Raw genomic sequence first — 23,649 nt, forward strand, 5'->3', positions numbered from 1 at the left:
CAATGTTCAGGTGAGCGATTGCACGCCCGTACCCGTCGGGAACTCCCCGGCCCCGTTCCGCGTTGAATGAACATGCCCTCGATGAGAGAAATGGTGGCCGAGCGGATCGACCGGATCGAGGACAGGCATGCCCGCGCGAAAGAGGGCAGGTACGGCTTCATGGTCCGCCCGCTGACGCTCACGCTCGGCTGGACGTTGCTCATCATCGGGCTCATCACCATCCCCCTGCCCGGGCAGGGCTGGCTGACCACGTTCATCGGCGTGGGCATCCTCTCCCTGGAGCAGCGCTGGGCGAAGAATCTGCTGGTGAAAGGTGTGCACCTCTACGACCGCTTCTTCGACTGGTTCCACCGCCAGCGGCAGTCGGTGCGGGTGACGCTGGTGATCCTGCTCATCATCGTCATCTGGGTGGTGTTCATCGGCATCGGCTACGGCATGTGGCGCGCCGGCACCCTGGACTTCCTCACGCCCTACGCCACCCAGCTCGGACTGGTCCGATGAGGAGCGCGGCCCCGGCCGCCGCCCCCAGGATCTGCCACGCCACCCGCCCGGTGGCGGTCTCCGCCTTGTCCTGCTTGTCGACGCCCACCTCCCGCCCCGCCACCCCGTAGTCCCCGGCGAGGTGGCTCGCGGCCACGTGCGGGTCGATGACCCCGTGGCCGGGTTCCGCCGCCTGCCGGATGCGCTCCCGGATCTCGGCGGCCGAATCGTGCGGGTGGCGCTCGCGCAGGAGGGCCGCCACCCCGGACACCACCGGGGCGGCGAAGCTGGTGCCCTCGAACCCGGTCTCCCGGCCGTGGGCACCCCGGGTGCCCGTCGCCCAGCCGTGCCCGTGCGGGGACAGTCCCACCGGGAGCCGTCCGGGGGCGGCGACATCACCGTCGCCGAGGACGTAGTCGGCCAGGGCGTGCGGATCCCCGGGGTGCACCGCGGCCACCGCGAGAACCGACTCCTCGACGGCCGGGTACACGGTCATCCCCGGCTGGCACGCGCCCCCGGCGTTGCCCGCCGCGGCGACGAGCACCGCCCCCTCGGTCTCCGCGCGGTGGAGGGCGTCGTGGAGGGGGCCGGTGTCGAGAAGCAGGGTCGGATCGAGGCACGAGACGACGGAGATGTTGATCACCCGGGCATCCGCATCGAGGGCGACGTGGATGCCCTGCGTGAGGGTGGCGAGAGTGCCGCCCGGCGAATCCCGGTAGTGCGCGCTCGACTGGCGGATGCTGAGGATCTGCGCGCCGGGCGCGATGCCGCGGATGACGCCCGCGACGGCGGTGCCGTGCCCGTCGCAGTCGAGGAGGGGATCCGGGGCCCACGGGCTGACCAGGTCGGCGAGCGGTTCGACGTGGCCCAGCTCCGGGTGCGGGGCGACCCCGGTGTCGATGACCGCCACCCTCACCCCCTCGCCGCGGGCCAGCCTCAGGTGCGGATGCTCGACCGGGGCCGGCGGCGGCGCCTCGAGGGGCTGCACACACGCGACATCCTGGGCGTGGGCCGGAAACGGGGCCAACACGGCGATGAGCAGCGCCAGGGCGGCCGACCTCATCCCAGCCCCCGGATGAGCGCGAACAGTCCCGCCAGGTGGGCGGCCAACGGCAGGGTGGCGGCCAGCGACAGGGACTCCGCGCGCTCCCACCACACCACGGCCGTCGGCTCCAGACGCGGCACCCGTCCGGCCCACAACGGGGCGGACAGGGTAGCCGCCCCCACGGCCCCGGCCAGCGCCCACTGCACCGGGTGCCCCGGTTCGGACGCCGCCCAGGCGCCGCCCACGCAGGCCAGCAGGCCCACCGTCATCCACGACCACGCCGCGACCGCCTGCCGGTGGCGGACGGCGTGGAGGAGGACGGCTCCGGCCGTCGCCACGCACAGGGCCTGGGCGAACGCCCCGCCCTGGGAACCGGTGACCAGCACCGCGGGACCGAGCAGGAGCGCCGCACCGAGTGCCGCCCCCTCGTGCAGGCGGCGCGCCCGCCGGGCCTGCCTGTCGACGTCACCGGGCTCCTCGTCCGCCACCGCCAGATCCTGGCCCGCGGTGGGCAGCCGGGGAATGCGCAGCCCTGCGGCGCGGGTGGCCAGGCCCGGCAACTGCCCGATGAACACCACCCCCGCCGCCACCACCAGCGCGGACACCGCGACCGGGGGAGAGGTGACGTGGGCGGGCAGCGCCCCACCGACCGCCCCGACCGTGGCCAGTCCGAGGAGGGTGGCGGTGGCGGCCGTCGTCCGCGCCCCGATGCCCCCGATGACCAGCAGGAGCACGAGCGTCGCCCCGGATGTGCCCGCTGCCGCCCATACCGCGGGGGCGAGGGTGGCCGGATCGGCCAGCTCCCCCGGGCGGGCCGCCTCGAGGACCAGCGCGCCCGCCGCCCCACCGGCCGCGGCGAGGATGACCGGGGCGAGCACCCGCACGGACCGGCATGTGAGCAGCACCGCCAGCGCCCCGAGGGCCGCCACCGCGAGGGCCTGCGACCAGGGGAGACGGGCGAGGGCGAGGATCAGCAGCACACCCACGCCGGTCACCGCCCCGGCCGCCGCCAGGCCGCGGGTGGTGGCCTCCGCGCCGGACTCCGCCAGCGCCTCCGCGGAGTCGCGCACGACCGGCAGGGAACCCTCGTGCCGCGGGGAGAGCACCACCACCGACCCGTGGTCGAGGGGAGTCTGGTGGAGCGGGACCGCCGGGTCGAGGGGGACGCCGGCGGCGGTGGTCGCCAACCAGGGGCGCGAGATCCGCGGCGCACCGACCAGGGTGGCGACCTCCGGGATCACCTCCCCCAACGTAGACCCCGCGGGCAGGGCGACATCGGCCTCCCGCTGGTAGGTACCGATGCGGAACCGGGTGGTCAGACGCAGGACATGGTCGACGGACACCGTGGAATCTCCCCCTGGGAATGCGGCGGGCGCACCCCTGCACCCGCATCACGGGGCATTGTCACCTGCCGCGGCCGGGCTGTCCACCCGGGGCCCGCGCCATGCGGGATCGCGGCGGGTGTCCTAGCATGACGGGCGAGATACGCCGGTTGGGGTGACCGGCGGGGGACATCTGCCAAGGGGGACAGACATGTCGCTGCCCGTGACCGGCACGCTCAGCCGGGAGATCGAGCCACTGACCACCGCGGAACGCGAGCCCGCACCGCCGCTGCCGCAGGGGACGTTGAGTGCGGAGCCGGTGCCGGCGGCGCACCGGCCGGGGCAGGTGCCGCTGCTGCGGATCCTCATGCCGCTGGTGATGGTGGCGGGCATGGTGGCGATGGTCGCGCTCCTCATGCTCGGCGGGGCGGGGGCCAACCCGATGATGCTGCTGTTCCCGCTCATGATGGGAATGTCCCTGCTCATGGTCTTCTCCCCGCAGCAGGGCGAGGACGCCGACGAGACGCGCCGGGCCTACCTCCGCCACCTCGGGGCCCTGCGGGAGAAGGCGCTGCGCAACGCCGAACGGCAGCGGGCCCACGAGTTCCACCGCCACCCGGAGCCGGGGGAGCTGTGGACCTGCGTCGACGGACGTCGACTGTGGGAACGCGGACCAGACGACCCCGACACCCTCGAGGTGCGCATCGGACGGGGCGACACCGCCCTGTGCACCCCGGTCCAGGTCCCGGACTCCGGGGCTGCCGAGGATCTTGATCCGGTGTGCGCGGTGAGCCTGCGCCGGACGGTGCAGGCGGTGGGCACCTGCCCCGGGATGCCGGTCGCGGTGCAGCTGCAGGCCTTCCGCTACCTGGGCCTGGCCGGGGCGGGGGCGGGGGATCTGGCGCGGGCGATCGTCGCCCAGCTGGTGGTGGCGCACGGCCCGGAGACGGTGGCGGTGGAGGCGGTGGGCAGTGGCTGGGACTGGCTCAAGTGGCTGCCCCATTCCCGTCACCCGGAGCAGGCGCGTCACCGGATCCTCCTCGTCGACCACACGACGACCACCGGCACCGAGCCCTACCTCGACGACCCCGTGTGGACCACCATCATCGACGTCGGCTCGCGCGCGACCACCGCCCTGGGCATGCGCGCGGAGCAGGAGGGACTGGCGCTGAGCGCCGACGGGGATCTGGTGGCGCACACGGCGGCCGGCGTCGAGAAGCTCGGGGAGGCCGACGGCCTGCGACCGGAGGAGGCGCTGCTGCTGGCGCGGAAGCTCACCCGCTACCGACGGCCCGCCGGGGCCACCGCCGAGGGCGGACGCGACCTCCTGTCCCTCATCGGGGTCGCCGACATCGAGGCGCTCACCCCGGACACGATGTGGCCCGGCCGGGAGCTCAGCCGGCAGCGGCTGGTGGTGCCCATCGGCACGACGGAGCAGGGCGTGCCCGTGCGCCTCGACCTCAAGGAGTCCGCGCACGGTGGCATGGGGCCGCACGGGCTGTGCATCGGTGCGACGGGCAGCGGTAAGTCGGAGCTGTTGCGCACGCTCGTCGTCTCCCTGGCGGCGACCCACAGCCCCGACGAACTCAACCTCGTGCTCGTCGACTTCAAGGGTGGTGCCACGTTCCTCGGCTGTGAGGGATTGCCGCACACGTCGGCGGTGATCACCAACCTGGCGGACGAGGCCGTGCTGGTGGAGCGCATGTTCGACGCCATCTCCGGCGAGCTCAACCGCCGGCAGGAGGTGTTGCGCGAGGCGGGCAACTTCGCCAACGTCACCGAGTACACCACCGCCCGCCTCGCCGGTCGGGATCTGCCGCCGCTGCCCGCCCTGGTCATCGTCGTCGACGAGTTCTCCGAGCTGCTCGCCGCGCACCCCGACTTCGCGGACCTCTTCGTCGCGGTCGGCCGCCTGGGGCGTTCCCTGCACGTGCACCTGCTGCTCGCCAGTCAGCGCCTCGAGGAGGGGCGGCTGCGCGGGCTCGACTCGCACCTGTCCTACCGGATCGGCCTGAAAACCTTCTCGGCGGCCGAGTCGCGGCAGGTCCTCGGCGTCACCGACGCCCACCATCTGCCGGCCCGGCCCGGCGCGGGGTTCCTGCGTCACGACGCCGACCTCACCCGCTTCCAGGCCGCCTACGTCTCCGGACCCCTGGAACGCCGCGACGTCTCCGCGCTGCCCGGCGGCACCGGCCGCGTCGCCCTGTTCACCGGGTGGAAGCAGTTCGAGGAGGCGGAGACGCCGATGGTGGTCGACGAATCCACGACGCTTCTCGACGCCGTCGTCGACCGCGCCCGCGCCACCGCCGAGGCCCGCGGCCAGCGGGCCCACCGGGTGTGGCTGCCGCCGCTGCCACCGGTGGTGGAACTGGCGGGGGTCGCCGAGGACGTCGGTGCGCTCCGGGCGGTGGTCGGTATCGTCGATGTGCCCTACCACCAGCGTCAGGACCCGCTCGTGCTCGACCTGGGGGCGGCCGGCGGGCACGTGGCGGTGTGTGGGGGACCCCAGTCCGGCAAGTCCACGGCACTGCGCACCATCGTGGCGTCGCTGGCCGCCACCCACCCGACCGCGCTGCTGCGCTTCTACGTGCTCGACCTCGGCGGCGGGCAGCTGTCCACCCTCGACCGCCTGCCACACGTCGCCGGGGTCGCCGGGCGCGCCGAGCCGGAGCGGGTGCGGCGCATCGTCGACGAGGTGACCGGATTCATCGGGTGCCCGGAGGAACGTCACACGTTCCTCGTCGTCGACGGCTGGCACACGCTCGCCGCCGACTTCGAGGACCTCGTCGACCCGCTCACCGCCCTGGCCGCCGACGGACCCTCGCACCGGGTCCACCTCGTCGTCTCCGCGCCGCGGTGGACGGTGCTGCGCCCGGCGGTCCGCGACCTCATCAGCCACCGCCTGGAACTGAAACTCGGCGAGGCGATGGACTCGCTCATCGACCGCAAGGCTCAGCAGAAGCTCCCCGGCCTCCCGGGACGCGGGCTCGACCCCGAGGGCCGACCGATGCTGCTCGCGCTCAGCTCCAACCAGGACATCGCGCACATCGTCACCGCCACCCCGCAGGAACCCGTCCCGCGCCTGCGGGTGCTGCCGCCCCGGGTGACGCTGCCGGAGCTCGACCCCGCGCCGGGTATCCCGCTGGCCGTCGGTGGCCCCCGCCTGGGCACCCTGTGCTGGGACCCGGTGGGCAGCCCGCACCTGGTGTGCATCGGCGGGCAGGGGTCGGGCAAGTCCACCGCGCTGGCCACCGTCATGGCCGGCATCTGCGCACTCGGACGCGACGCCGCCCGACTCGTGCTCATCGACCACCGCCGCGCCCACCTGGGGCGTGTCGACGAGTCGATGCTCGCCGCCTACTCCGCCACGACGACCGCCACCGCCGACACCCTCCGCGACGTGGTCACCACGCTCAGCGCCCGCCTGCCCGGGCCCGACATCACCCCCGCGCAGCTGGCCGCCCGCGACTGGTGGACCGGCCCCGACATCCACGTGGTCATCGACGACCTCGACCTCGTCGCCGACAATGACCTCGCCCGCCTCACCGACCTGCTCCCGCACGCCCGGGACATCGGCCTGCACCTCATCCTCGCCCGCAAGGCCGGTGGCATCGGCCGCGCCCTGTTCTCCCCGTTCCTGGCCGCTGTCCGCGACCAGACCCCGGCCGTCCTGCTTCTCGACGCCGACCGCGAGGAAGGCGCCGTCTTCGGCATCCGCCCCGTCACCCAACCACCCGGCCGTGGCACCTGGCAGGTCCGCGGCGAGACCATCGGCGTCTGTCAGGTCGCCGTGCCCCCGGAGAAAACGGAGGAATCATGAGCGCGCCCGCCGCCCCCACCACCCTGACCATCACAGTCCTCGACACCGCCACCATCTTCGAGGGCCCCGACACCGTCTACCGATACGACCTGCCCGGCACCGGCATCATCGACGGCTGGGCGCTGGCCGCCGTCCTCGACCAGGCGAAGGAGCTGTGCAGCCTGCACTGGCCGGACGTGGAGATCATCGTCGACGCCGACGACCCCACCACCGAGGTGCTCACCCGCTCCCTGCTCAACAAGGGTGTCGCCGCCTACCCTTCCGAGGTGCTCCGCGAGACCGAGATCCCGCCCCCGGAGGAGGTCACCGTCACCCGCCCCAGCGCCTCTGCCGGACGCCACCGCCTCGACACCCCGGTCCAGCCCTTCCACATCCTCGTCGGCGTGGTCGTCGTGGCCATCCTGGGCCTGAGCTGGTGGGTGGTGGGCGGGACGTCCGCCCCGGCGGCCACCGAGGTGGAGACCCCGGAGGTGGAGACGAGCAGCTCCCCGCCCCCGGCGACGCCGTCGGTGACGTCGACGTCGACAAGCGGGGGACCGGAACCACGGACCGTCCTCGAACACGAGAACCTGCGTCTCGAGGCACCCACCGGATTCCGCATGGAACAGCGCGACGGGCTGCGCTACGCCACCGGCGACGACCCCGCGCTGCGCATCCACGTCGCCGCCGACCCCGTCTACACCGTGCCCGCGGAGGCGGTGGAGGCACACATCCACGCCATGATCGACACCGACGACACCCTCCACCTCCTCGCCCCCGAACGCGCCGGGCGTGGCGTGGAGGCCATCCGCTACCGCGAGACCCCCGGCGACGGGTCCGAGGTCACCTGGCACGCCTGGATCGAGGACGCCCACCAGCTCTCCGTCGGCTGCCACACCCGCGAGTCCCCGACACTGCCGCAGCAGGCCGCTTGCCGCATGGTCCTCGACTCCCTCAGCGTGCGCTGACCTGCGCTGATGGGGTGGGCGGAAAATAGTTCTGTGGGGCAGGGAACCTTTCGCCGGTTTTCGGAGTCCAACAATGGTGGACGGGCCGAGAACGGACCGTCGGGAAGAAACACACAACTCGGGAGGGGCAGAACTTGACCCAGATGTTCAGGACCGAAGCCGACGTGATGCTGGCGACCGCCGGCCACGTCGACACCACCAACAACGAAGTACAGAGCGAACTGACCCGCCTGCAGGGCGTCGTCGACGGGGTGCGCGCCAGCTGGACCGGCAGCGCCCAGGTCTCCTTCGACTCACTCATGCAGCGCTGGCACGCCTCCGCAGGCGAACTGCGCGAAGCACTGACCAGCATCTCCGACAACATCCGCCACAACGCCCGCTCCTTCGAGTCGATGGAGGCCGACAACGCACAGGCCTTCAGCGCCGTCGGCGGCCAGGGCCTGGCCCTCTAAGGAAGGGAAACAGACAATGGACGCAATCAAGTACCAGTTCGGCGCCATCGAGGCCGCCGCCGGTGACATCAACGCCACTTCCGGCCGCATCACCGCGCTGCTCGACGATCTCCGCTCCCAGCTCCAGCCCATGGTCGCCACCTGGGAGGGCGACTCCGCCACGGCGTATGCCGAGGCACAGGCGAAGTGGGACCGTTCCGCCGCGGAACTCAACACCATCCTCGCCACCATCTCCCGCACCGTCAGCCAGGGCAACGAGCGCATGTCCGACGTCAACCGCATGGCCGCCGCCAGCTGGGGCTGATCCGGACCCGGCGGCGCCGGGCCGGTTCCCCGCTGACGGGGACAGACGCAGACCCGGCCCGGCGCTTCTGTACTACCGCGCGCCCGCCCGGGCAGGTGGGCCGCACACGTCAACCGCCCGTGCTCTCCCCGTGGGGGAGTGCGCGGGCGGTCCGGTGATTCTGGGGTGGTTGGGTGGGTGGGGCCCCGGGATCGGTTCTCCGGGATCAGTTCCCCGGGGCCCGTGCTTCCGGGCGTCGGAAACCCCGGGATCGAGCTGACCCCGGGGTCCGGATCTCGGGGACCAGATCCCGGGGACCCGGCGGGGACCCCGACCCCGATCCCGACCGCGGCAGCGGTTTGGTTTCCACCCACCCTGCCCTTTACACTGGACAAGTTGTGTGCGCTGTGCACGGGTCTCCACCGGCCGCCGTGTCCCGGCTATGCACCACGAATCTTCACCAATGGCCGGCAGCCCCCAGACAGACTTTCAAGGAGTCATTAGTGTCTACTTACCACCCGAAGAGCGGTGACATCACCCGTAAGTGGTACGTCATCGACGCCACCGACGTGGTGCTGGGCCGTCTCGCCACCCACGCAGCTGACCTGCTGCGCGGCAAGGGCAAGCCCCAGTTCACCCCGAACGTTGACTGCGGCGACCACGTCGTCATCATCAACGCCGACAAGGTTCACGTGTCCTCCAACAAGCGTGACCGCGAGATGCGCTACCGCCACACCGGTTACCCGGGTGGTCTGCGCTCCATGACCCTGGGCAAGGCTCTGGACACCCGCCCGGAGCGCGTGGTCGAGGAGGCTATCACCGGCATGATGCCGCACAACAAGCTCTCCCGCGCTTCCGTCAAGAAGCTCCACGTTTTCGCTGGCTCTGAGCACCCGTACGCCGGCCAGCAGCCCGAGACCTACGAGATCAAGCAGGTGGCACAGTGACCGAGCAGAACGAGAACCTGAACGAGGACCAGAACGTGGCTGAGGCCGGCGACATCGAGGCCGCCACCGCCGCCACAGAGGAGTTCAACTACACCATCGGCGACGCTGTCGCTCCGGAGGTCTCCGAGGAGGAGGCTGCCGAGGTGGCTGCTCCGATCGAGCTCGACGGCCCGATCCAGACCGTCGGTCGTCGTAAGCGCGCCATCGCCCGCGTCCACCTGGTCGCCGGCAACGGCTCCATCACCTGCAACGGCCGCCCGATCGAGGAGTACTTCCCGAACAAGCTGCACCAGCAGGACATCATGCAGCCGCTCGCTCTCCTCGAGCGTGAGGGCCAGTTCGACATCAAGGCCAACATCTCCGGTGGCGGCCCGACCGGCCAGTCCGGCGCTCTGCGCCTGGCCATCGCCCGTGCGCTGAACCTGTACAACCCGGCTGACCGCGCCGCCCTGAAGAAGGCCGGCCTGCTCACCCGTGACGCTCGTGCTGTCGAGCGTAAGAAGGCTGGTCTGCACAAGGCACGTCGTGCCCCGCAGTACTCCAAGCGCTGATTTTTCAGTCCGCTGTCGACGCCGCTCCACCGCACGGTGGGGCGGCGTTCGCCGTTCCCGGACTGCAGCAGGCATAATATCCTTCATGACTCGACTTTTCGGAACTGACGGCGTTCGCGGCCTGGCGAACAAGGATCTCACTGTCTCCCTGGCTCTGCAGCTGGGGGCGGCGGCCGCGCACGTACTCACGCAGCACCGGCAGTCGAGTGAGCGTCGTCCGATCGCCATCGTCGGCCGTGACCCGCGTGTGTCCGGTGAGATGCTGGCCGCCGCCCTGGCCGCGGGTATGGCCTCCCGGGGCGTCGATGTGCTGCGTGTGGGTGTCATCCCGACCCCGGGCGTCGCGTTCCTCACCGACGACTACGGGGCGGACATGGGCGTGATGATCTCCGCCTCGCACAACCCGATGCCGGACAACGGCATCAAGTTCTTCTCCGCCGGTGGGCGCAAGCTGCCGGACTCGGTGGAGGACGAGATCGAGGCGGCCATGTCGTCCCTGCCGGACAACGGCCCGACCGGCACCGGTGTCGGCCGAGTCATCGAGGAGTCCCCGGACGCGCAGGAGCGTTACCTCAAGCACCTGGCGGAGGCGTCCCCGATCGATCTCACGGGCATCAAGGTGGTCGTCGACGCCGCGAACGGTGCGGCCTCCGTCGTCGCGCCGAAGGCCTATGAGGCGGCGGGCGCCGAGGTGGTGGCGATCCACAACAAGCCCAACGCCTACAACATCAACGACAACTGCGGTTCCACCCACATCGGTCAGCTGCAGAAGGCGGTCGTCGAGCACGGCGCGCACCTGGGCCTGGCCCATGACGGTGATGCGGACCGTTGCCTGGCCGTCGACGCCGAGGGCAACGTCATCGACGGTGACCAGATCATGGCGGTCCTCGCGGTGGCCATGAAGGAGAAGTCGGAGCTGCGGAAGAACACGCTGGTGGCCACCGTCATGTCCAACCTGGGTCTGCGCCTGGCGATGGAGGAGCAGGGCATCACCATGCTGGAAACGAAGGTCGGCGACCGTTACGTCCTCGAGGAGCTCAACGCCGGCGGCTACCGCCTGGGTGGCGAGCAGTCCGGTCACATCGTGCTGCCGGTGCACTGCACCACGGGTGACGGCACCCTCACCGGCCTCAAGCTCATGGCCCGCATGGCGGAAACCGGTCAGTCGCTCGGCGAGTTGGCATCGGTCATGACGGTGCTGCCGCAGGTGCTCATCAACGTGCCGGTGGACGACAAGGCCGCGATCATGGGGTCCGGTTCCGTCCAGGACGCCATCCGCGAGGCCGAGGCCGAACTGGGCTCCACCGGCCGTGTGCTGCTGCGTCCCTCCGGCACGGAGGAGCTGTTCCGCGTCATGGTCGAGGCCGCGGAGACCGAGCAGGCACGCCGTGTGGCGGGCCGTCTGGCCGCGGTGGTGGCGGCCGTTTAGTCACCCCCGGGAACCTTTTGCCCTCTTGCGCAGTCCAATGATGGTGGGACCACTCACCACGGACGACGCAAGGGGGATTTTTCTTGTCCGGGATCATCATCGACCACACACAGACACTGACCGCGTTGGCACGGATGCGCGCCGACACCGAGGAACAGCGACAACGCCACGCCAGTACCCGCCCGGCCCTGCCACCCACGGCCGTCGGCCGGGCGTTCACCGACCGCGGGGCCGCGATCGCCGCCATGCTGCAGCAGGTCCACGAGGCCGGTGCCGCACGCATCGACGCCCTCCGTGACACCACCGACGCCGCGCAGGCGCAGGTGCGGGTGTTCGGGGACGCCGACAAGCAGTTCGGGGGTGAGCTGTCGTGAGCGACATCGCCACCGCATTCCGGGGCGTCGAGCGGATGCTCGTCGGGGCGTCGGCGGGCCGCTACGGCGGGGCCGGGGTGAGCCCGGAGACCATCGCACAGGCGGCGGGCACCGTCGACGGACTGGACCCGTCCCTGCTGCTCAGTAACACGCACGCCGCCGTCACCGGCTCCCACGCGCGGGGCCTGCGTGGTGGGATCCTCGGCGAGGTCCTCGAGTTCGTCGCCCAGGCCGCCTTCGGCGAGATCCTCGGCCGGCTGGCCGAACGCGCCCAGGACTGGTTCCTCAACCGTGACAGTTCCGAGGAGCTTATCGACGCCGCGTCCGACGCCGCCGACGCCCTCGACGAGGTCACCGAGACCTCCGACGCCGCCTGCGGGGAGGTGCTCATCGCCCTCGAGGCGGTCATCGCGCAGCTGTGCGCGTTCCTCGCCCGCGTCGATCCCCGGGAACACCCGGGCATGTTCGCCGAATGCGTCGACGCCGGGGCGGAGCTCATCGATTCCGCGGGAGCCTGCATCGTGGACACGTGCCGGGACCGCGACGCCGCCGTGGCCGGGTGCCTCGACGCGTTCCTCGCCCGCGGGCAGGCCGTGTGTGAGCAGCCGGTGAGCCCGGGCGTTCCGGGCGTCGCCGAGCCCGCCCCGCCGCCGAAGAAGCAGGTGGGGGAGTTGCCCACCGCGCCGCAGGCGGTTCAGGAAGCACCGGAGCCAGCAGCGCCGCCGAAGAAGCCGATGGAGGTCGGGGAGCCGCCTGCGCAGGAGCCTCCCGCGCCGCCGAAGAAACCGATGGAGGCCGGGGAGGCACCCGCGCCGGAGCCAGCAGCGCCGCCGAAGAAGCCGATGGAGGTCGGGGAGGTGCCGACGACCCCACAGACGGTGACACCGGAGCCGGAGCCGGAGCCGGAACCGGCGCCGGTGGAGGAATGTGACGTCGCTGCACCGGGCACCGAGTTCTGTGGCGCACTCGGGTTGGTCGGCGTGGGTGTCGCGCTCATCGGGGTGGCGCTTGTCCTCGAGGCTCTCGCGGACTGCACGGTGTCCGAGCCTGTCCCGGTGCCCGAGCCCGCACCAGAACCGGCACCCGAGCCCGTCCCGGAGCCACCGGCCCCGCCGACACCGGACCTGGCGGAGGTGCCGGAACCACCGCCGCCCCCGAAGAAGATCGAGGCCACCCCGGCTGCAGCGCCGCCACCGCCACCGGCCCCAGCCCCGGCCCCACCCGTTGAGTCAGCACCCACCCCGCCGGCGTCGCCGGCGGGCGCACGAAAGGCAGGTACCTGGTGATGGAGTTCGAGGAGTTCGCGCGACAGTTCCGCCAGCGGACGACGCAGCGGATGCGGGAGTTCGAGAAGGCGTTGGCGGAGGCGCAGGGGCGGGTGGAGACGTCGGTGCAGCAGCCTGCCCGGCGGCCGTCCCCGCCGCGTCCGGTGCCGGAACAGCGGCAGACCCCGCCCCGCCCGGGGTCTGCGCGCGGGCGGGTGCAGGGTCTGCTGCGGAAGGGGTGACCTCCGGGGCTACAGCTTGGTGCTGGATCCCAGGTCGATGCCGGCCTTGTCGGCGAGGTCGGCGTCGGAGAAGGAGGTGACGCCGGGGCCTTCGGCCATCTGCTCGGAGAAGTCGGAGTACTTGCGCTCTCCGGCGAGCTGGTGGAGGAGGAAACCGGTGAGCAGGCCGCGGGCGGTCTCCTGGGCGGAGTAGCGCGGGAGGCCCTGGCCGAGGGCCAGCTTGACGAAGGTGTCCTCGGTGAAGGTGGCCTGGTTGCCGTTCTTCACCTCGCGGTAAATGACGTCGCCGCCCCAGTTGAACGCGACCTTGGCGGGGTTGCCGGGGTCGAGGAGGTCGCCGATGAGTCCGGGGTGGCCGCCCCCGATGATGAGTCCGGGAACGGTGACGGCGCGGGCCGCCTCGACGGCGGGCGGGGCGGTGGCGGCGGGGTAGATGGCGGCGACGGCCTTGACGCGCGGGTTGTTGGCGGCGCAGAGGATGGCGGCGCCGCCGCCCATGCCGTGGCCGATGACGCCGAGCTTGCCGGGGGCGACGGTGACCTTGCCCTGGCCGAGCTTGACGCCGGCGGCGATCTGGAGAGAGGACTCGAGGTCGGCGGAGAAGCCGCGGTGGTCGGGGGCGAGGCCGGTCTCGGTGTCGGGGGCGGTGACGACGATGCCCCAGCTGGCGAGGTGGCGCAGCGTCGCGTGGTAGGCCTTGACGGACTTGATCCAGTCATGGCCGAAGGCGACGGCGGGAACTCCGTTGCCTTCCGCGGGGGCGTAGACCTTGCCGGGCAGGCCGGCGTAGTCGAGGTCGCCGACGAGCACGCGGTGCGGGCCACGCTTGGACAACTGGGCCAGATGCTTCTTCAGATTCGCAGACACGTCCCCAGGATAACGTCAACGGGGGCGTTATGAACGTCACACCGCGGAAAACCGGGTGTTGAGGGCGCGGACGGGGAGGAAAAGGGGGCGTCGATAAGCGGTGATACCTGTTATGGGAAAGGCGGTGTCGTCTACGATTTCCCCCATGTGTGGAATCGTTGGATACGTCGGTGAACGACAGGGACTGAGCCTCGCGCTGGAGGCGCTGCGACGCATGGAGTACCGCGGGTACGACTCGTCGGGCATCGCCGTCAACAACGGGGGGATCTCCGTGGTGAAGAAGGCGGGCAAGCTCGCCAACCTCGAGGCGGTCCTCGGGGACATGCCGGGCACCACCGCCATCGGTCACACTCGATGGGCCACCCACGGTCGCCCCACCGACGAGAACGCGCACCCGCACGTCTCCTTCGACGGCCGCGCGGCCATCGTGCACAACGGCATCATCGAGAACTTCGCCCCGCTGCGTCAGGAGCTTGTCGACGCCGGCATCACCCTCAACTCCGACACCGACTCGGAGGTCGCCGCCCATCTGCTGGCCCGCGCGTACAACGAGGGGGAGACTGCCGGGGACTTCCGGGCCTCGGCGCTCGCCGTCCTGGGGCGCCTCGAGGGCGCGTTCACGCTGCTGTTCACGCACGCCGATCACCCGGACCAGATCATCGCGGCCCGCCGCTCGACCCCGCTCATCGTCGGCGTCGGCGAGGGGGAGATGTTCCTCGGTTCAGATGTCGCCGCCTTCATCGAGTACACGAAGAACGCGGTGGAGCTGGACCAGGACAACGTGGTCGTCATCACCCGTGACGGCTACGAGGTGCTCAACTTCGACGGCACCGCTGCCGAGGGCCGTCCCTTCACCATCGACTGGGACCTCGCCGCCGCCGAGAAGGGCGGTTTCGACTCCTTCATGATGAAGGAGATCCACGAGCAGCCCGCCGCCGTCCGCGACACCCTCGGTGGCCACTTCCACGACGGGCGCGTCTTCCTCGACGAGTCGGACATCTCCGAGACGGACCTCAAGTCCATCAACCAGGTCTTCGTCGTGGCCTGCGGCTCCGCCTACCACTCCGGCCTGCTGGCCAAGTACGCCATCGAGCACTGGGTGCGCATCCCCGTGCAGATCGAGGTGGCCTCCGAGTTCCGCTACCGCGACCCGGTTCTCGATGAGCGCACCCTCGTCCTCGCCATCTCCCAGTCCGGCGAGACCGCCGACACCCTCGAGGCCGTCCGCCACGCCAAGACCCAGGGCGCGAAGGTGCTGGCCGTGTGCAACACCAACGGTTCCCAGATCCCGCGCGAGTCCGACGCCGTCCTGTACACCCACGCCGGGCCGGAGATCGGCGTCGCCTCCACGAAGGCGTTCCTCGCGCAGGTCGCCGCCAACTACATCGTCGGCCTGGCGCTCGCCCAGGCCAAGGGCACGAAGTACCCCGACGAGATCGCCGAGATCTGGGCCTCCCTCGAGGAGATCCCCGCCAAGATCGAGGAGCTTCTCGACGTCCGCGAGCAGATGGCCGGCATCGCCGACGAGCTCGGCGCCGTCCAGACCATGCTCTTCCTCGGCCGCGGCGTCGGCTTCCCCGTCGCGCTGGAGGGGGCGCTCAAGCTCAAGGAGCTCGCCTACATCCACGCCGAGGGCTTCCCGGCCGGTGAACTCAAGCACGGCCCGATCGCGCTCATCGAGGATGACCTGCCGGTCGTCGTCGTGGTGCCCTCCCCGCGCGGCGTCAAGCTGCTGCACTCCAAGATCGTGTCCAACATCCAGGAGATCCGGGCCCGTGGTGCGCAGACCATCGTCATCGCCGAGGAGGGCGACGAGGCCGTGCGCGAGTTCGCCAACTACCTCATCGAGATCCCCGCGACCTCCTCGATCATGCAGCCCCTCCTGGCCACGGTGCCGCTGCAGTTCCTCGCCGCCGACATCGCGCGTGAATGCGGCAACGAGGACATCGACAAGCCGCGCAACCTGGCCAAGTCTGTCACCGTCGAGTAGTCACCCGCGGGATGCCGCCAGCTTGTGCAGCCGCGGCACGGGCATCCGCATGTCCAGGGCCGCGGCGGCCCCGTGTCCGGGCCAGTGGATGACGAAGGAGCGTTCGTCCACCGAGCCCTTGACCACCACCGGCGCCACGTCCTCTCGGGGCGGGGTGCCGGAGACCTTGAGGCTCACGCCCCACTGGTCGGTCCAGAAGTAGAAGGGGTGGTCGCGTTCGGGGGCGTCGTCCCCGAGCAGCAGTCCGTCCGCGGCGACGCGCCCCTGCTCGAGGGCGGAGGTCCACACGGGGGAGCGGCGCGGGCCGGCGGGGTCGTCGAGCCAGCACACGTCACCGGCGGCGACGATCCCGGGGTGGCCGAGGACACGCTGTCGGGTGTCGACGATGAGGCGGCCGTCGACAAGCAGTCCGGAGGAGGCGAGCCAGTCGACCTCGGGGTCGTCGCCGATGCCGGTGAACACGATGTCGGACTCGAGGACCTCACCGGACGGGAGTGTCACGGCCATGCCCTCGGCGGTCTCCGTGACGGACTCGACGACGGTGTCGAGGATCCGCACGCCCGCCTCCGCCGCCAAGGACGCGAGGATCCCGCCGAGCAGCGGGCCGAGGTGCCGGGCCAGCGGAGTGCCGGGGTTGAGGAGGGTGACCTCGCAGCCCAGGCCGACCGCGCCGGACGCCACCTCCATGCCGAGGGGTCCGCCGCCGATGACCGTCACCCGGGGGCGTTCCAGCAGGCGGGCGCGCAATGCCTCGGCGTCGGCCAGGGACCGGAGGGTGTATTCGCGCGGTGAGTCGGTGAGGCGGCGGGCACGCGACCCAGTGGCGATGACGAGGCCGTCGTAGGGCAGCGCCCGGCCGTCGTCGAGAAGCACGGCCTCCGGTTCGAGCGCGACGGCGCGGTGGCCGAGGATCTCGGTGGCCGCGGCGAAGGTCGGCAGCGGGGCGATGTCGACCGGGTCGGGGTGCAGCGCCGCCTTGGACAGGGAGGGGCGCGGGTAGGCGGGGACGTCCTCGGCACCGACGTAGGTGAGCTCGCCGTCGAAACCCCGGCGGCGGAGGGTGTCCCCGCAGGTCACGCCGGCGATGCTGTGGCCGACGATGACGATCCGGTCCATCACTCCACCAGGGAGAGGGCGGTAACCGGGCAGGCGCGGACGGCGTCGCGGGCGGCGTCGAGATGGTCGGCGTCGAGGTCACCGGGGACGTCGATGATGAGGGTGTCATCGTCGTCGAGGTGGACGAGGTCGGGGGCGGCCTGCTCGCACAGCCCGTGGGCCTCGCAGCGGTTGGTGTCGAGATGTAGGCGGGTCATGTGACCAGAATCGCAGAATAAACCCGGGAAGTCGATGGATATTTCATCACGATCTACGCTGGCCCGCATGAGTCTGCACTTCACCCACGACACCCTCGGCCAGCGCGTCATGCTCGGGGCCGGCCGCGCCGCCGAGCACCTGCGGGCCGAGGTCGAGCGCCTCGGGGCCGCCCGCCTCATGGTCATCTCCTCGGAACGGGGCGTGGAGCAGGCCCGGGAGGTGGCCGGGCTCATCGACGTCGCCGTCCATCACACCGACGTCGCCATGCACGTCCCCGTGGAGGTGGCGGAGCGGGCGCGGGACGTCGCCCGGCGGCACGACATCGACCTCATGGTGGCCGTCGGCGGCGGCTCGGTCATCGGGCTGGCCAAGGCCGTCGCCCTGACCAGCGGAATCCCCTCCATCGCCGTGCCCACCACCTACGCCGGCTCCGAGGCCACCAACGTGTGGGGCCTCACCGAGAACGAGCGCAAGACCACCGGCACCGACGACCGCGTCCTGCCCGTCACCGTCATCTACGACTCCCACCTCACCCTCAGCCTGCCCGTGGAGATGTCCGTGGCCTCCGGGCTCAACGGACTGGCGCACTGCGTCGACTCGCTGTGGGCCCCGCGCGCCGACCCCATCAACGCCGCCCTGGCCACCGAGGGTGTCCGCGCCCTGGCGGAGGGGCTGCCGCAGATCGTCCGCGACCCGCAGGGCAGCGACGGCCGCGACGGCCGCGACCTCGCCCTCTACGGCGCGTACCTCTCCGCGGTGTCCTTCGCCTCCGCCGGATCGGGCCTGCACCACAAGCTCTGCCACATCCTCGGCGGCACCTTCAACCTGCCCCACGCGCAGACCCACGCCGTCGTCCTGCCGCACGTCCTCGCCTTCAACGCGCCGTACGCCCCCGCGGCGGAGCGCCGCCTCGCCGCGGCCTTCGGTGCGCCGTCGGCTGTGGAGGGGCTGGCGCATCTCCGCGAGCTTCTCGACGCCCCGCGCTCCCTCGCCGCGCTCGGCTTCACCGCCGAGGGCATCCCCACCGTCGTCGAGCAGGCCCTGGCGGCCGTGCCCGCGGGCAACCCGCACCCGGTGACGAGGGAGAACCTCACCGAGCTGCTGCGGGGAGCCCTAGGCGCCGGGCAGGTCTGAGCCACGTGTCACCGGGAGTGGCACAATAGCATCCATGGATCTTCTGACCACCCGCATCGACCTGGACGCCATCGCCCACAACACCCGCCTGCTCAAGGACCTGGTGGGGGATGTCCTCCTCATGGCGGTGGTGAAGGCCGACGCGTACGGTCACGGGGCGGCCCGGGTGGCGCAGGTGATGGCGGCCAACGGCGCCGACCGTTTCGGCGTGGCCACGCTGCGGGAGGCGATCAACCTGCGGGAGTCGGGTGTGTCCAAGCCGATCCTCGCGTGGATCTGGTCCCCGGAGCAGGATGTCGCGGAGGCGCTGTCCCTCAACATCCGGTTGGGCGTGCCGTCGGTCGCCCATGCGCAGGCGCTCGTCGACGCGGCCGTGCCCGCCCGGGTCTCCGTCAAGGTCGACACCGGCCTGCACCGCTCCGGTGTCGACGAGGCCGACTGGGCGCAGGTGTTCACCCTGCTGCGTGACGCCGAGCACCTCACCGTGACCGGCATCTTCTCCCACCTGGCCTGCGCCGACGAGCCGGACAACCCGATGAATGACCGGCAGGGGGAGGCCCTCGGGCGGGCCATCACTCTCGCGCGGTCGCTGGGGCTGGAGGTCCCGGAGAACCACCTGTGCAACTCCCCGGGCACCCTCACCCGCCCCGACCTGCATCACGAGCTCGTGCGCGTGGGCCTGTCGATGTACGGACTGTCCCCGATCCCGGGCGTCGATCCCGGCCTCAAGCCGGCCATGAGCTGGATCGGCCGGGTGCTCGTGGTCAAGCCCGTCGCGGCGGGCGAGTCCACCTCCTACAACCACACCTGGACCGCTGAGGAGGACGGCTGGCTGGCCGTCGTCCCCGCCGGGTATGCCGACGGCGTGCCCCGCTGGTGGCAGGGCAAACTGCAGGTGGGCATCGGCGGCAAGCTGTACCCGCAGGTGGGGCGCGTGTGCATGGACCAGATCGTCGTCTCCCTCGGCCAGAACGAGTTCGACGTGCGGCCCGGCGATGAGGCCGTCCTCTTCGGTGAGGGCGGCATGAGCGCCACCGAACTGGCGGAGGCCACGGACACCATCAACTACGAGATCATCTGCCGCCCGACGGGCCGCACCGTCCGCGAGTACGAGGGAGGCATCGACCTGTGACCGAGACGTTCCCGCCGGAAGGCACCCGCGAACTGGCCACCGCCGAGGACACCCGGGCCTTCGCCGAGGACATGGGCCGCTCCCTGCAGGCCGGGGACGTGGTCATCCTCGACGGCCCCCTCGGTGCCGGCAAGACCACCTTCACCCAGGGCCTGGCCCGCGGTCTGCAGGTCAAGGGCCGGGTGACCTCCCCGACGTTCGTCATCGCCCGCGAACACCGCTCGACCGTCGGCGGCCCCACGCTCATCCATCTCGACGCCTACCGGATGCTCGGGGAGGGCTCCTCGGGCGATCCGCTGGGGGAGCTCGACGCCCTGGACCTGGACACCGAGCTCGCCGACGCCGTCGTCGTCGCCGAATGGGGCGGCGGTCTCGTCGAGCAGATCGCCGAGCGCTACCTGCTCGTGCAGTTCGACCGCGAAACGGCCGTGATCCGCGACCCCGGGTCGGAGGCGCGGATCATCAGCTGGCGGTGGGTGGAGCAGGCGGACTAGCTGTCCCCGCCGGCGACGAGCTTCGCGGCCTGCACGTAGTAGGGCTCGGATTCGCGTCCGGCGTTGAGGCTGGTGAAGGAGCGACGCTCGATGCCGCCGGCGGTCTCGTCGTAGATGTAGAGGATGGGCTCGGCGCCCAGGCGGGCGAAGGTGGCGCGCAGCGGCTGCGAGCCGAGGGCCCGGGTGAGGGCCGGGGTGGAGTCGAGGTGGGCGTCGAAAAGCGCGCAGACCTCGGTGAGGCGGGGAGTCTGCAGGGCCAGGCCGCAGGACGCGGGGGACCAGCGGTGGACCGGGGAGAGGCAGTCGTCGCCGAGATCGGCGAGGACATTGAAGGACGGGATGAGGGTGGATCCGGTGCGCACGAGGGTGGCACCGTAGATCTTGTCTCCCGGCAGGCGGTCGGTGTGGTGCTCGAGGGTCTCGATGAGTGCGGTGGACAGGACGTGGCTGAACGATTCAATGGTCATGGTTCCTCCTGTGATGAGGCCGAGCATTCCACACCCTAACTTCCCGGGCGGGCGCACGCTCGGTGAGCGCGGGGGCCGCCCACCATGCCGGATTGTCCGCCGGTGCCCCCGTGGAGAACCACGCCCGCGCCTTGGCCAGCTGCCAGTCGAGGAGCGTGCGCGCCGGGTCGGCGGACTGCAGGGCACGGTCGGTGGCGAGGACGAGCTCACGCAGCGGGTGCATCCCCGCGGGGAGGGTGGCCTCGGTGGGCAGGGTCCACAGGCTGGCGACGACGGTCTGCGCACCGCAGGCGACAGCGGCCGTCGCCAGGCCGAACGGCTCGGGATAGCGCAGGTCAGAGCCCGAGGAGCAGCCGATGAGACCCACCCGCCGTGGTGCCCGCCATCCGGCCCGCAGCAGGTCGCCCGCCGTCACCGGTTCCGAGAGGTGCAGCGTGGAGGATTCGGCGCTGGCCGTCTCCTCCCCGGCGGCGGAGACGTGCCCGACGAACAGCAACGAGCCGGCCCGGGCGGAGGAGGCGAGGAACTCCTGCCGTGACATCGGTACGCGGGCCAACCCGGAGTAGGTGTCGGCCGCGGGCAGGGTGGTGGGGCGGACGAGCGGGGCCAGCGGGTCGGTGTCGACGGGGCGGCCCAGGACCGACCCCAGCGGGCCGGTCGGGGGCTGCCCCGGGATCTTCGGGTCGATGACCATGAGGTCCGCGTCGCCGTCGTGGGGAGCCCCGGCGAGCGCGCGGACGGAATCGGGCACCCCCAGCACCACGTCGGCCAGCTCCCCGAGCAGCCGGCCGTCGGGGTGGGTGGGCAGCACGGCCCACGGCACCTGGGCCAGGCTGGGGGAGGGCCGGATGATGAGCCGACTGCGCCCCGCGCCGCGCAGCAGGGCGATGAGCTGCTGCGGGATGAGCATCGCCCCGAGCTGGGAGAAGTACGTCCACGTGTCCTGCGGGGAGCGGAAGGCCCCGTCGTGGAAGGTGCGGCGCAGGGCGTCCGCGGCCCCCTCCCCGGGGTGGATGTCGGGGAGTGTACAGGGGAAGGAGTCACGCAGGGCGTCCATCTGCGCCGGGATCAGCCGGGCGGTGAGCACGTCCCCGGAGCCGGCGGCCCGCCACGAGAAGTAGGTGGTGACCGCGTCCGCGTACGTGAGGTGGACCGTGTGCATGCCCCTCAACCTAGACCAGAACGGTTAAAGGCCCCGACCGAGGGCCGGGGCAGGGGTGGGGCGGATTAGGGGCAGATGACCTCCAGTTCGAAGGACTTCTCCTGCGGGCCGGCCATCGGGTTGTTCATGTCTGCGGCGATGAGGGTGCCGCTGACGGTGTAGGTGTCGCCGTCGCGGGTGGCGGTGGCCTCGTTGCCGGGCACCCCTCGGGGCGTAGGCCAGGGCCTCACCGGTCTCGGTGGAGCCCATGCCGACTGCCTGGACCTCCGGGGAGTCCCCGGTGCCGAGGACGGCGCTCAGCCCGGTGGCCTCCGTCATGCTGGTGGAGGCGATGGAGAGGGAGATGGAGTCACCCTGCTCGGCGCAGACGACGGTGGCGTCGTCGATCTCGATGGGCGTGCCGTCGACGCTGGCGCTCCACTCGCCGGAGCCGTCGGTGGACACGGCGACGTCGCCGGCGGTGATCCCGGCGGCCCTGGTGGATTCGGCGGATGCGGTGTCGGATCCGGAGTCGGTGCAAGCGGCGAGTCCGAGGCCTCCGGCGAGGAGGGCGGTGGCGGCGGCGGTGAGCTTGAGGGCGGTGCGGGACATGAGGTTCTCCTTGTCTTCCCCGGTCAGCCCCTGTGGCTGTCCGGTGATCTCAAGGTATGAATCGGCCGCGGCTACCGATCACGAAAAGCTCACCAGTCGTCGAGAAGCAGCGCGCTTTCCGCCTGGTAGAGCGGCCCGTAGTGGTCCTTCCAGGTGGACACCGCCGCCGCGCGCTGGGAGTTCGCCCGTTACTGGGCGACCGAGGCCGTCGAGGTGTGCTGCCACCTCGCCTTCGAGATCGGCGACAACCGCTCCGTGGCCGACATCATCGACCTCGTGGCGGCCACTCCCGCGGTCCGCGTGGCCGGGCCCTCCCTCCTCGTGAGTGCGCCGCCGCGGATCGGTGGCCTGCAGGAGGCGTACCGGATCGCGGCGGCGGAGTACGGGGTGCGGGTGGAGGACCCGGACCCCAGGGGGTAGGTGCCCCGGGGGTTACGCGCGGCGGCGGAACAGCAGCAGCGCGCCACCGGCGACGGCGAGGACGGTGAGGGTGCCGCTGGTGCCGTTGGTGGCCAGCTGCACCTGCTGGGCGGCCGGGGCCGGGGTGACCTCGGCGGCCGGGGCTGCCTGGGCACCTTGCGGGGTGGCGGTGCCGGCAGCCGGGGCGTTGAGCGCCTGCTGCTGGGCGAGGACCTTGTGGTCGACGGTGTTGGTGGCGGAGTCGGACAGGACCTGGTACTCGACGTCCTCCTCGGTGCCTTCCTCGGTGCCGTTGCCGCCCTCGTCACCCTCGACCTCGCAGGTGATCTCCTCGCGCTCCTTCCAGGTGCGGGTCTCGGTGATCTCCTCCTCCACGACGGTGAACGGGACGTGCTCGAGGACCTGGTTCTTGCTGTAGCCGAAGTGGTAGACGGTCACGGTGTAGTCGCCGGTGGGGGTGTCGGCGGGGATGGTGGCGGTGATGGTGCGCTCGGCGGAGTCCGGGCCGGTGGACTCCGGCTTCTCGAAGGTCCAGCCCTCCGGGCCCTCGACGTCGCCGACCGGCCACTCGCCCTCGCGGGTGGCGTGCTCGGCGACGGAGCGGGTGCCCACGACCTTCTCCTCGGTCATGGACTTCTCGATGTAGCACTTGTCGCCGACCTCGATGATCTCGCCGGTGCCCTCGGCGAGGGCGGCGGGGGCCTGGAGGGCCAGGAGGGCGAGGGTGGAGCCGGCGATCGTGGCCGCAATGCGCTTGTTCATCACTGTGTCTCTTTCGGTGAGGGAAGGTCCGGAAGCAGGCGGACACTTGCTATGTGCTACAACGCTACAACACTCAAGTTAAAGTTGAGACTTGAGAGTTGGGGAGTGTCGAAAAGTCCATGAGTGTCCAGTTATTGCAGCCCTTTTCGGGGGTGTTTT

Annotated in this window: 25 protein-coding genes; 16 read left to right on the top strand and 9 right to left on the bottom strand. The window is 71.4% G+C overall.

From position 1 onward, the window contains the following. Nucleotides 1-72 precede the first annotated feature (72 nt). Nucleotides 73-501: a TIGR02611 family protein gene (locus B9Y70_RS06465; RefSeq protein WP_085549451.1), complete on the top strand. Its 429-nt coding sequence runs from the start codon at nt 73-75 to the stop codon at nt 499-501. On the opposite strand, the gene B9Y70_RS06470 is transcribed toward B9Y70_RS06465, so the two are convergent. Then, on the bottom strand, nt 464-1,543 hold the full coding sequence (locus tag B9Y70_RS06470; protein WP_085549452.1) for a S8 family serine peptidase: 1,080 nt from the start codon (nt 1,541-1,543) through the stop codon (nt 464-466). The two genes, B9Y70_RS06465 and B9Y70_RS06470, sit on opposite strands and share 38 nt — an antisense overlap. Continuing rightward, nucleotides 1,540-2,868, bottom strand: coding sequence for a type VII secretion integral membrane protein EccD (gene eccD / locus B9Y70_RS06475; RefSeq protein ID WP_085549453.1), 1,329 nt, complete (start codon nt 2,866-2,868; stop codon nt 1,540-1,542). Before eccD ends, B9Y70_RS06470 begins: the two co-directional genes overlap by 4 nt. A 190-nt stretch (nt 2,869-3,058) precedes the next feature. Here eccD and eccCa point away from each other — a divergent pair, with 190 nt between their 5' ends. The 10 genes from eccCa (at nt 3,059) to B9Y70_RS06525 (ending at nt 13,157) form a co-directional block, all read left to right on the top strand. Next, complete coding sequence (gene eccCa / locus B9Y70_RS06480; RefSeq protein WP_085549454.1) at nt 3,059-6,667, top strand: type VII secretion protein EccCa; 3,609 nt, start codon at nt 3,059-3,061, stop codon at nt 6,665-6,667. After that, entirely contained in the window at nt 6,664-7,614 is a 951-nt protein-coding gene (locus B9Y70_RS06485; protein WP_085549455.1) for a type VII secretion-associated protein, read from the top strand. Before eccCa ends, B9Y70_RS06485 begins: the two co-directional genes overlap by 4 nt. A gap of 134 nt (nt 7,615-7,748) precedes the next feature. Then, nucleotides 7,749-8,066 carry a WXG100 family type VII secretion target gene (locus B9Y70_RS06490; protein WP_085549456.1) on the top strand — a complete coding sequence of 106 codons (318 nt, stop codon included), beginning with the start codon at nt 7,749-7,751 and terminating at the stop codon, nt 8,064-8,066. 16 nt (nt 8,067-8,082) lie between these two features. Next, a complete protein-coding gene (locus B9Y70_RS06495; protein WP_085549457.1) occupies nt 8,083-8,370 on the top strand; it encodes a WXG100 family type VII secretion target in 288 nt (95 codons plus the stop codon). Between the two features lie 482 nt (nt 8,371-8,852). Then, nucleotides 8,853-9,296 carry a 50S ribosomal protein L13 gene (gene rplM / locus B9Y70_RS06500; protein ID WP_085549458.1) on the top strand — a complete coding sequence of 148 codons (444 nt, stop codon included), beginning with the start codon at nt 8,853-8,855 and terminating at the stop codon, nt 9,294-9,296. Continuing rightward, nucleotides 9,293-9,847, top strand: coding sequence for a 30S ribosomal protein S9 (gene rpsI / locus B9Y70_RS06505; RefSeq protein WP_085549459.1), 555 nt, complete (start codon nt 9,293-9,295; stop codon nt 9,845-9,847). Before rplM ends, rpsI begins: the two co-directional genes overlap by 4 nt. 85 nt (nt 9,848-9,932) lie before the next feature. After that, the gene (gene glmM, locus B9Y70_RS06510; RefSeq protein WP_085549460.1) at nt 9,933-11,276 is read left to right on the top strand and encodes a phosphoglucosamine mutase; all 1,344 of its coding nucleotides are present in this window, start codon (nt 9,933-9,935) and stop codon (nt 11,274-11,276) included. 83 nt (nt 11,277-11,359) lie between these two features. Beyond that, on the top strand, nt 11,360-11,650 hold the full coding sequence (locus B9Y70_RS06515; protein WP_085549461.1) for a hypothetical protein: 291 nt from the start codon (nt 11,360-11,362) through the stop codon (nt 11,648-11,650). Further along, nucleotides 11,647-12,936: a hypothetical protein gene (locus B9Y70_RS06520; protein ID WP_085549462.1), complete on the top strand. Its 1,290-nt coding sequence runs from the start codon at nt 11,647-11,649 to the stop codon at nt 12,934-12,936. The genes B9Y70_RS06515 and B9Y70_RS06520 overlap by 4 nt, the downstream gene beginning before the upstream one ends. Then, nucleotides 12,936-13,157, top strand: a complete 222-nt coding sequence (locus tag B9Y70_RS06525) for a hypothetical protein (protein WP_085549463.1) — start codon at nt 12,936-12,938, stop codon at nt 13,155-13,157. The genes B9Y70_RS06520 and B9Y70_RS06525 overlap by 1 nt, the downstream gene beginning before the upstream one ends. A gap of 9 nt (nt 13,158-13,166) precedes the next feature. Here B9Y70_RS06525 and B9Y70_RS06530 read toward each other — a convergent pair whose 3' ends face one another. Further along, nucleotides 13,167-14,024 (bottom strand): dienelactone hydrolase family protein, encoded by an 858-nt coding sequence (locus tag B9Y70_RS06530; protein WP_085549464.1) that lies wholly within the window; start codon nt 14,022-14,024, stop codon nt 13,167-13,169. A 145-nt stretch (nt 14,025-14,169) separates the two neighbouring features. Here B9Y70_RS06530 and glmS point away from each other — a divergent pair, with 145 nt between their 5' ends. After that, on the top strand, nt 14,170-16,014 hold the full coding sequence (gene glmS, locus B9Y70_RS06535; protein ID WP_085549465.1) for a glutamine--fructose-6-phosphate transaminase (isomerizing): 1,845 nt from the start codon (nt 14,170-14,172) through the stop codon (nt 16,012-16,014). Here the strand turns inward: glmS and B9Y70_RS06540 are convergent, their stop codons facing one another. Both B9Y70_RS06540 and B9Y70_RS06545 read right to left on the bottom strand, forming a co-directional pair. Then, complete coding sequence (locus B9Y70_RS06540) at nt 16,015-17,130, bottom strand: NAD(P)/FAD-dependent oxidoreductase (protein ID WP_085549466.1); 1,116 nt, start codon at nt 17,128-17,130, stop codon at nt 16,015-16,017. Further along, entirely contained in the window at nt 17,130-17,327 is a 198-nt protein-coding gene (locus B9Y70_RS06545) for a ferredoxin (RefSeq protein ID WP_085549467.1), read from the bottom strand. Before B9Y70_RS06545 ends, B9Y70_RS06540 begins: the two co-directional genes overlap by 1 nt. A 67-nt stretch (nt 17,328-17,394) precedes the next feature. Between B9Y70_RS06545 and B9Y70_RS06550 the strand changes: the two genes are divergently transcribed. The 3 genes from B9Y70_RS06550 to tsaE are packed head-to-tail and all read left to right on the top strand — an operon-like array spanning nt 17,395 to nt 20,088. Next, a complete protein-coding gene (locus B9Y70_RS06550) occupies nt 17,395-18,462 on the top strand; it encodes a maleylacetate reductase (protein ID WP_085549468.1) in 1,068 nt (355 codons plus the stop codon). Nucleotides 18,463-18,496: 34 nt separating this feature from the next. Continuing rightward, on the top strand, nt 18,497-19,594 hold the full coding sequence (gene alr / locus B9Y70_RS06555) for an alanine racemase (protein WP_085549469.1): 1,098 nt from the start codon (nt 18,497-18,499) through the stop codon (nt 19,592-19,594). Further along, a complete protein-coding gene (gene tsaE / locus B9Y70_RS06560; RefSeq protein WP_085549470.1) occupies nt 19,591-20,088 on the top strand; it encodes a tRNA (adenosine(37)-N6)-threonylcarbamoyltransferase complex ATPase subunit type 1 TsaE in 498 nt (165 codons plus the stop codon). The genes alr and tsaE overlap by 4 nt, the downstream gene beginning before the upstream one ends. Here tsaE and B9Y70_RS06565 read toward each other — a convergent pair. Genes B9Y70_RS06565 through B9Y70_RS06575 form a run of 3 tightly spaced genes read right to left on the bottom strand, consistent with a single transcriptional unit; the run spans nt 20,085 to nt 22,308 of the window. Further along, entirely contained in the window at nt 20,085-20,555 is a 471-nt protein-coding gene (locus tag B9Y70_RS06565; protein ID WP_085549471.1) for a hypothetical protein, read from the bottom strand. The genes tsaE and B9Y70_RS06565 overlap by 4 nt on opposite strands. Then, entirely contained in the window at nt 20,545-21,717 is a 1,173-nt protein-coding gene (locus tag B9Y70_RS06570) for a CHAT domain-containing protein (protein WP_085549472.1), read from the bottom strand. Before B9Y70_RS06570 ends, B9Y70_RS06565 begins: the two co-directional genes overlap by 11 nt. A gap of 24 nt (nt 21,718-21,741) precedes the next feature. Continuing rightward, nucleotides 21,742-22,308, bottom strand: coding sequence for a lipoprotein LpqH (locus B9Y70_RS06575; RefSeq protein ID WP_085549473.1), 567 nt, complete (start codon nt 22,306-22,308; stop codon nt 21,742-21,744). Between the two features lie 153 nt (nt 22,309-22,461). Between B9Y70_RS06575 and B9Y70_RS06580 the strand changes: the two genes are divergently transcribed. Further along, nucleotides 22,462-22,728, top strand: coding sequence for a hypothetical protein (locus B9Y70_RS06580; RefSeq protein ID WP_085549474.1), 267 nt, complete (start codon nt 22,462-22,464; stop codon nt 22,726-22,728). Between the two features lie 12 nt (nt 22,729-22,740). Here B9Y70_RS06580 and B9Y70_RS06585 read toward each other — a convergent pair whose 3' ends face one another. After that, nucleotides 22,741-23,490, bottom strand: a complete 750-nt coding sequence (locus B9Y70_RS06585; protein ID WP_085549475.1) for a hypothetical protein — start codon at nt 23,488-23,490, stop codon at nt 22,741-22,743. Nucleotides 23,491-23,649 lie beyond the last annotated feature (159 nt).

This window comes from Corynebacterium pollutisoli, assembly GCF_900177745.1.
GTDB lineage: Bacteria > Actinomycetota > Actinomycetes > Mycobacteriales > Mycobacteriaceae > Corynebacterium > Corynebacterium pollutisoli.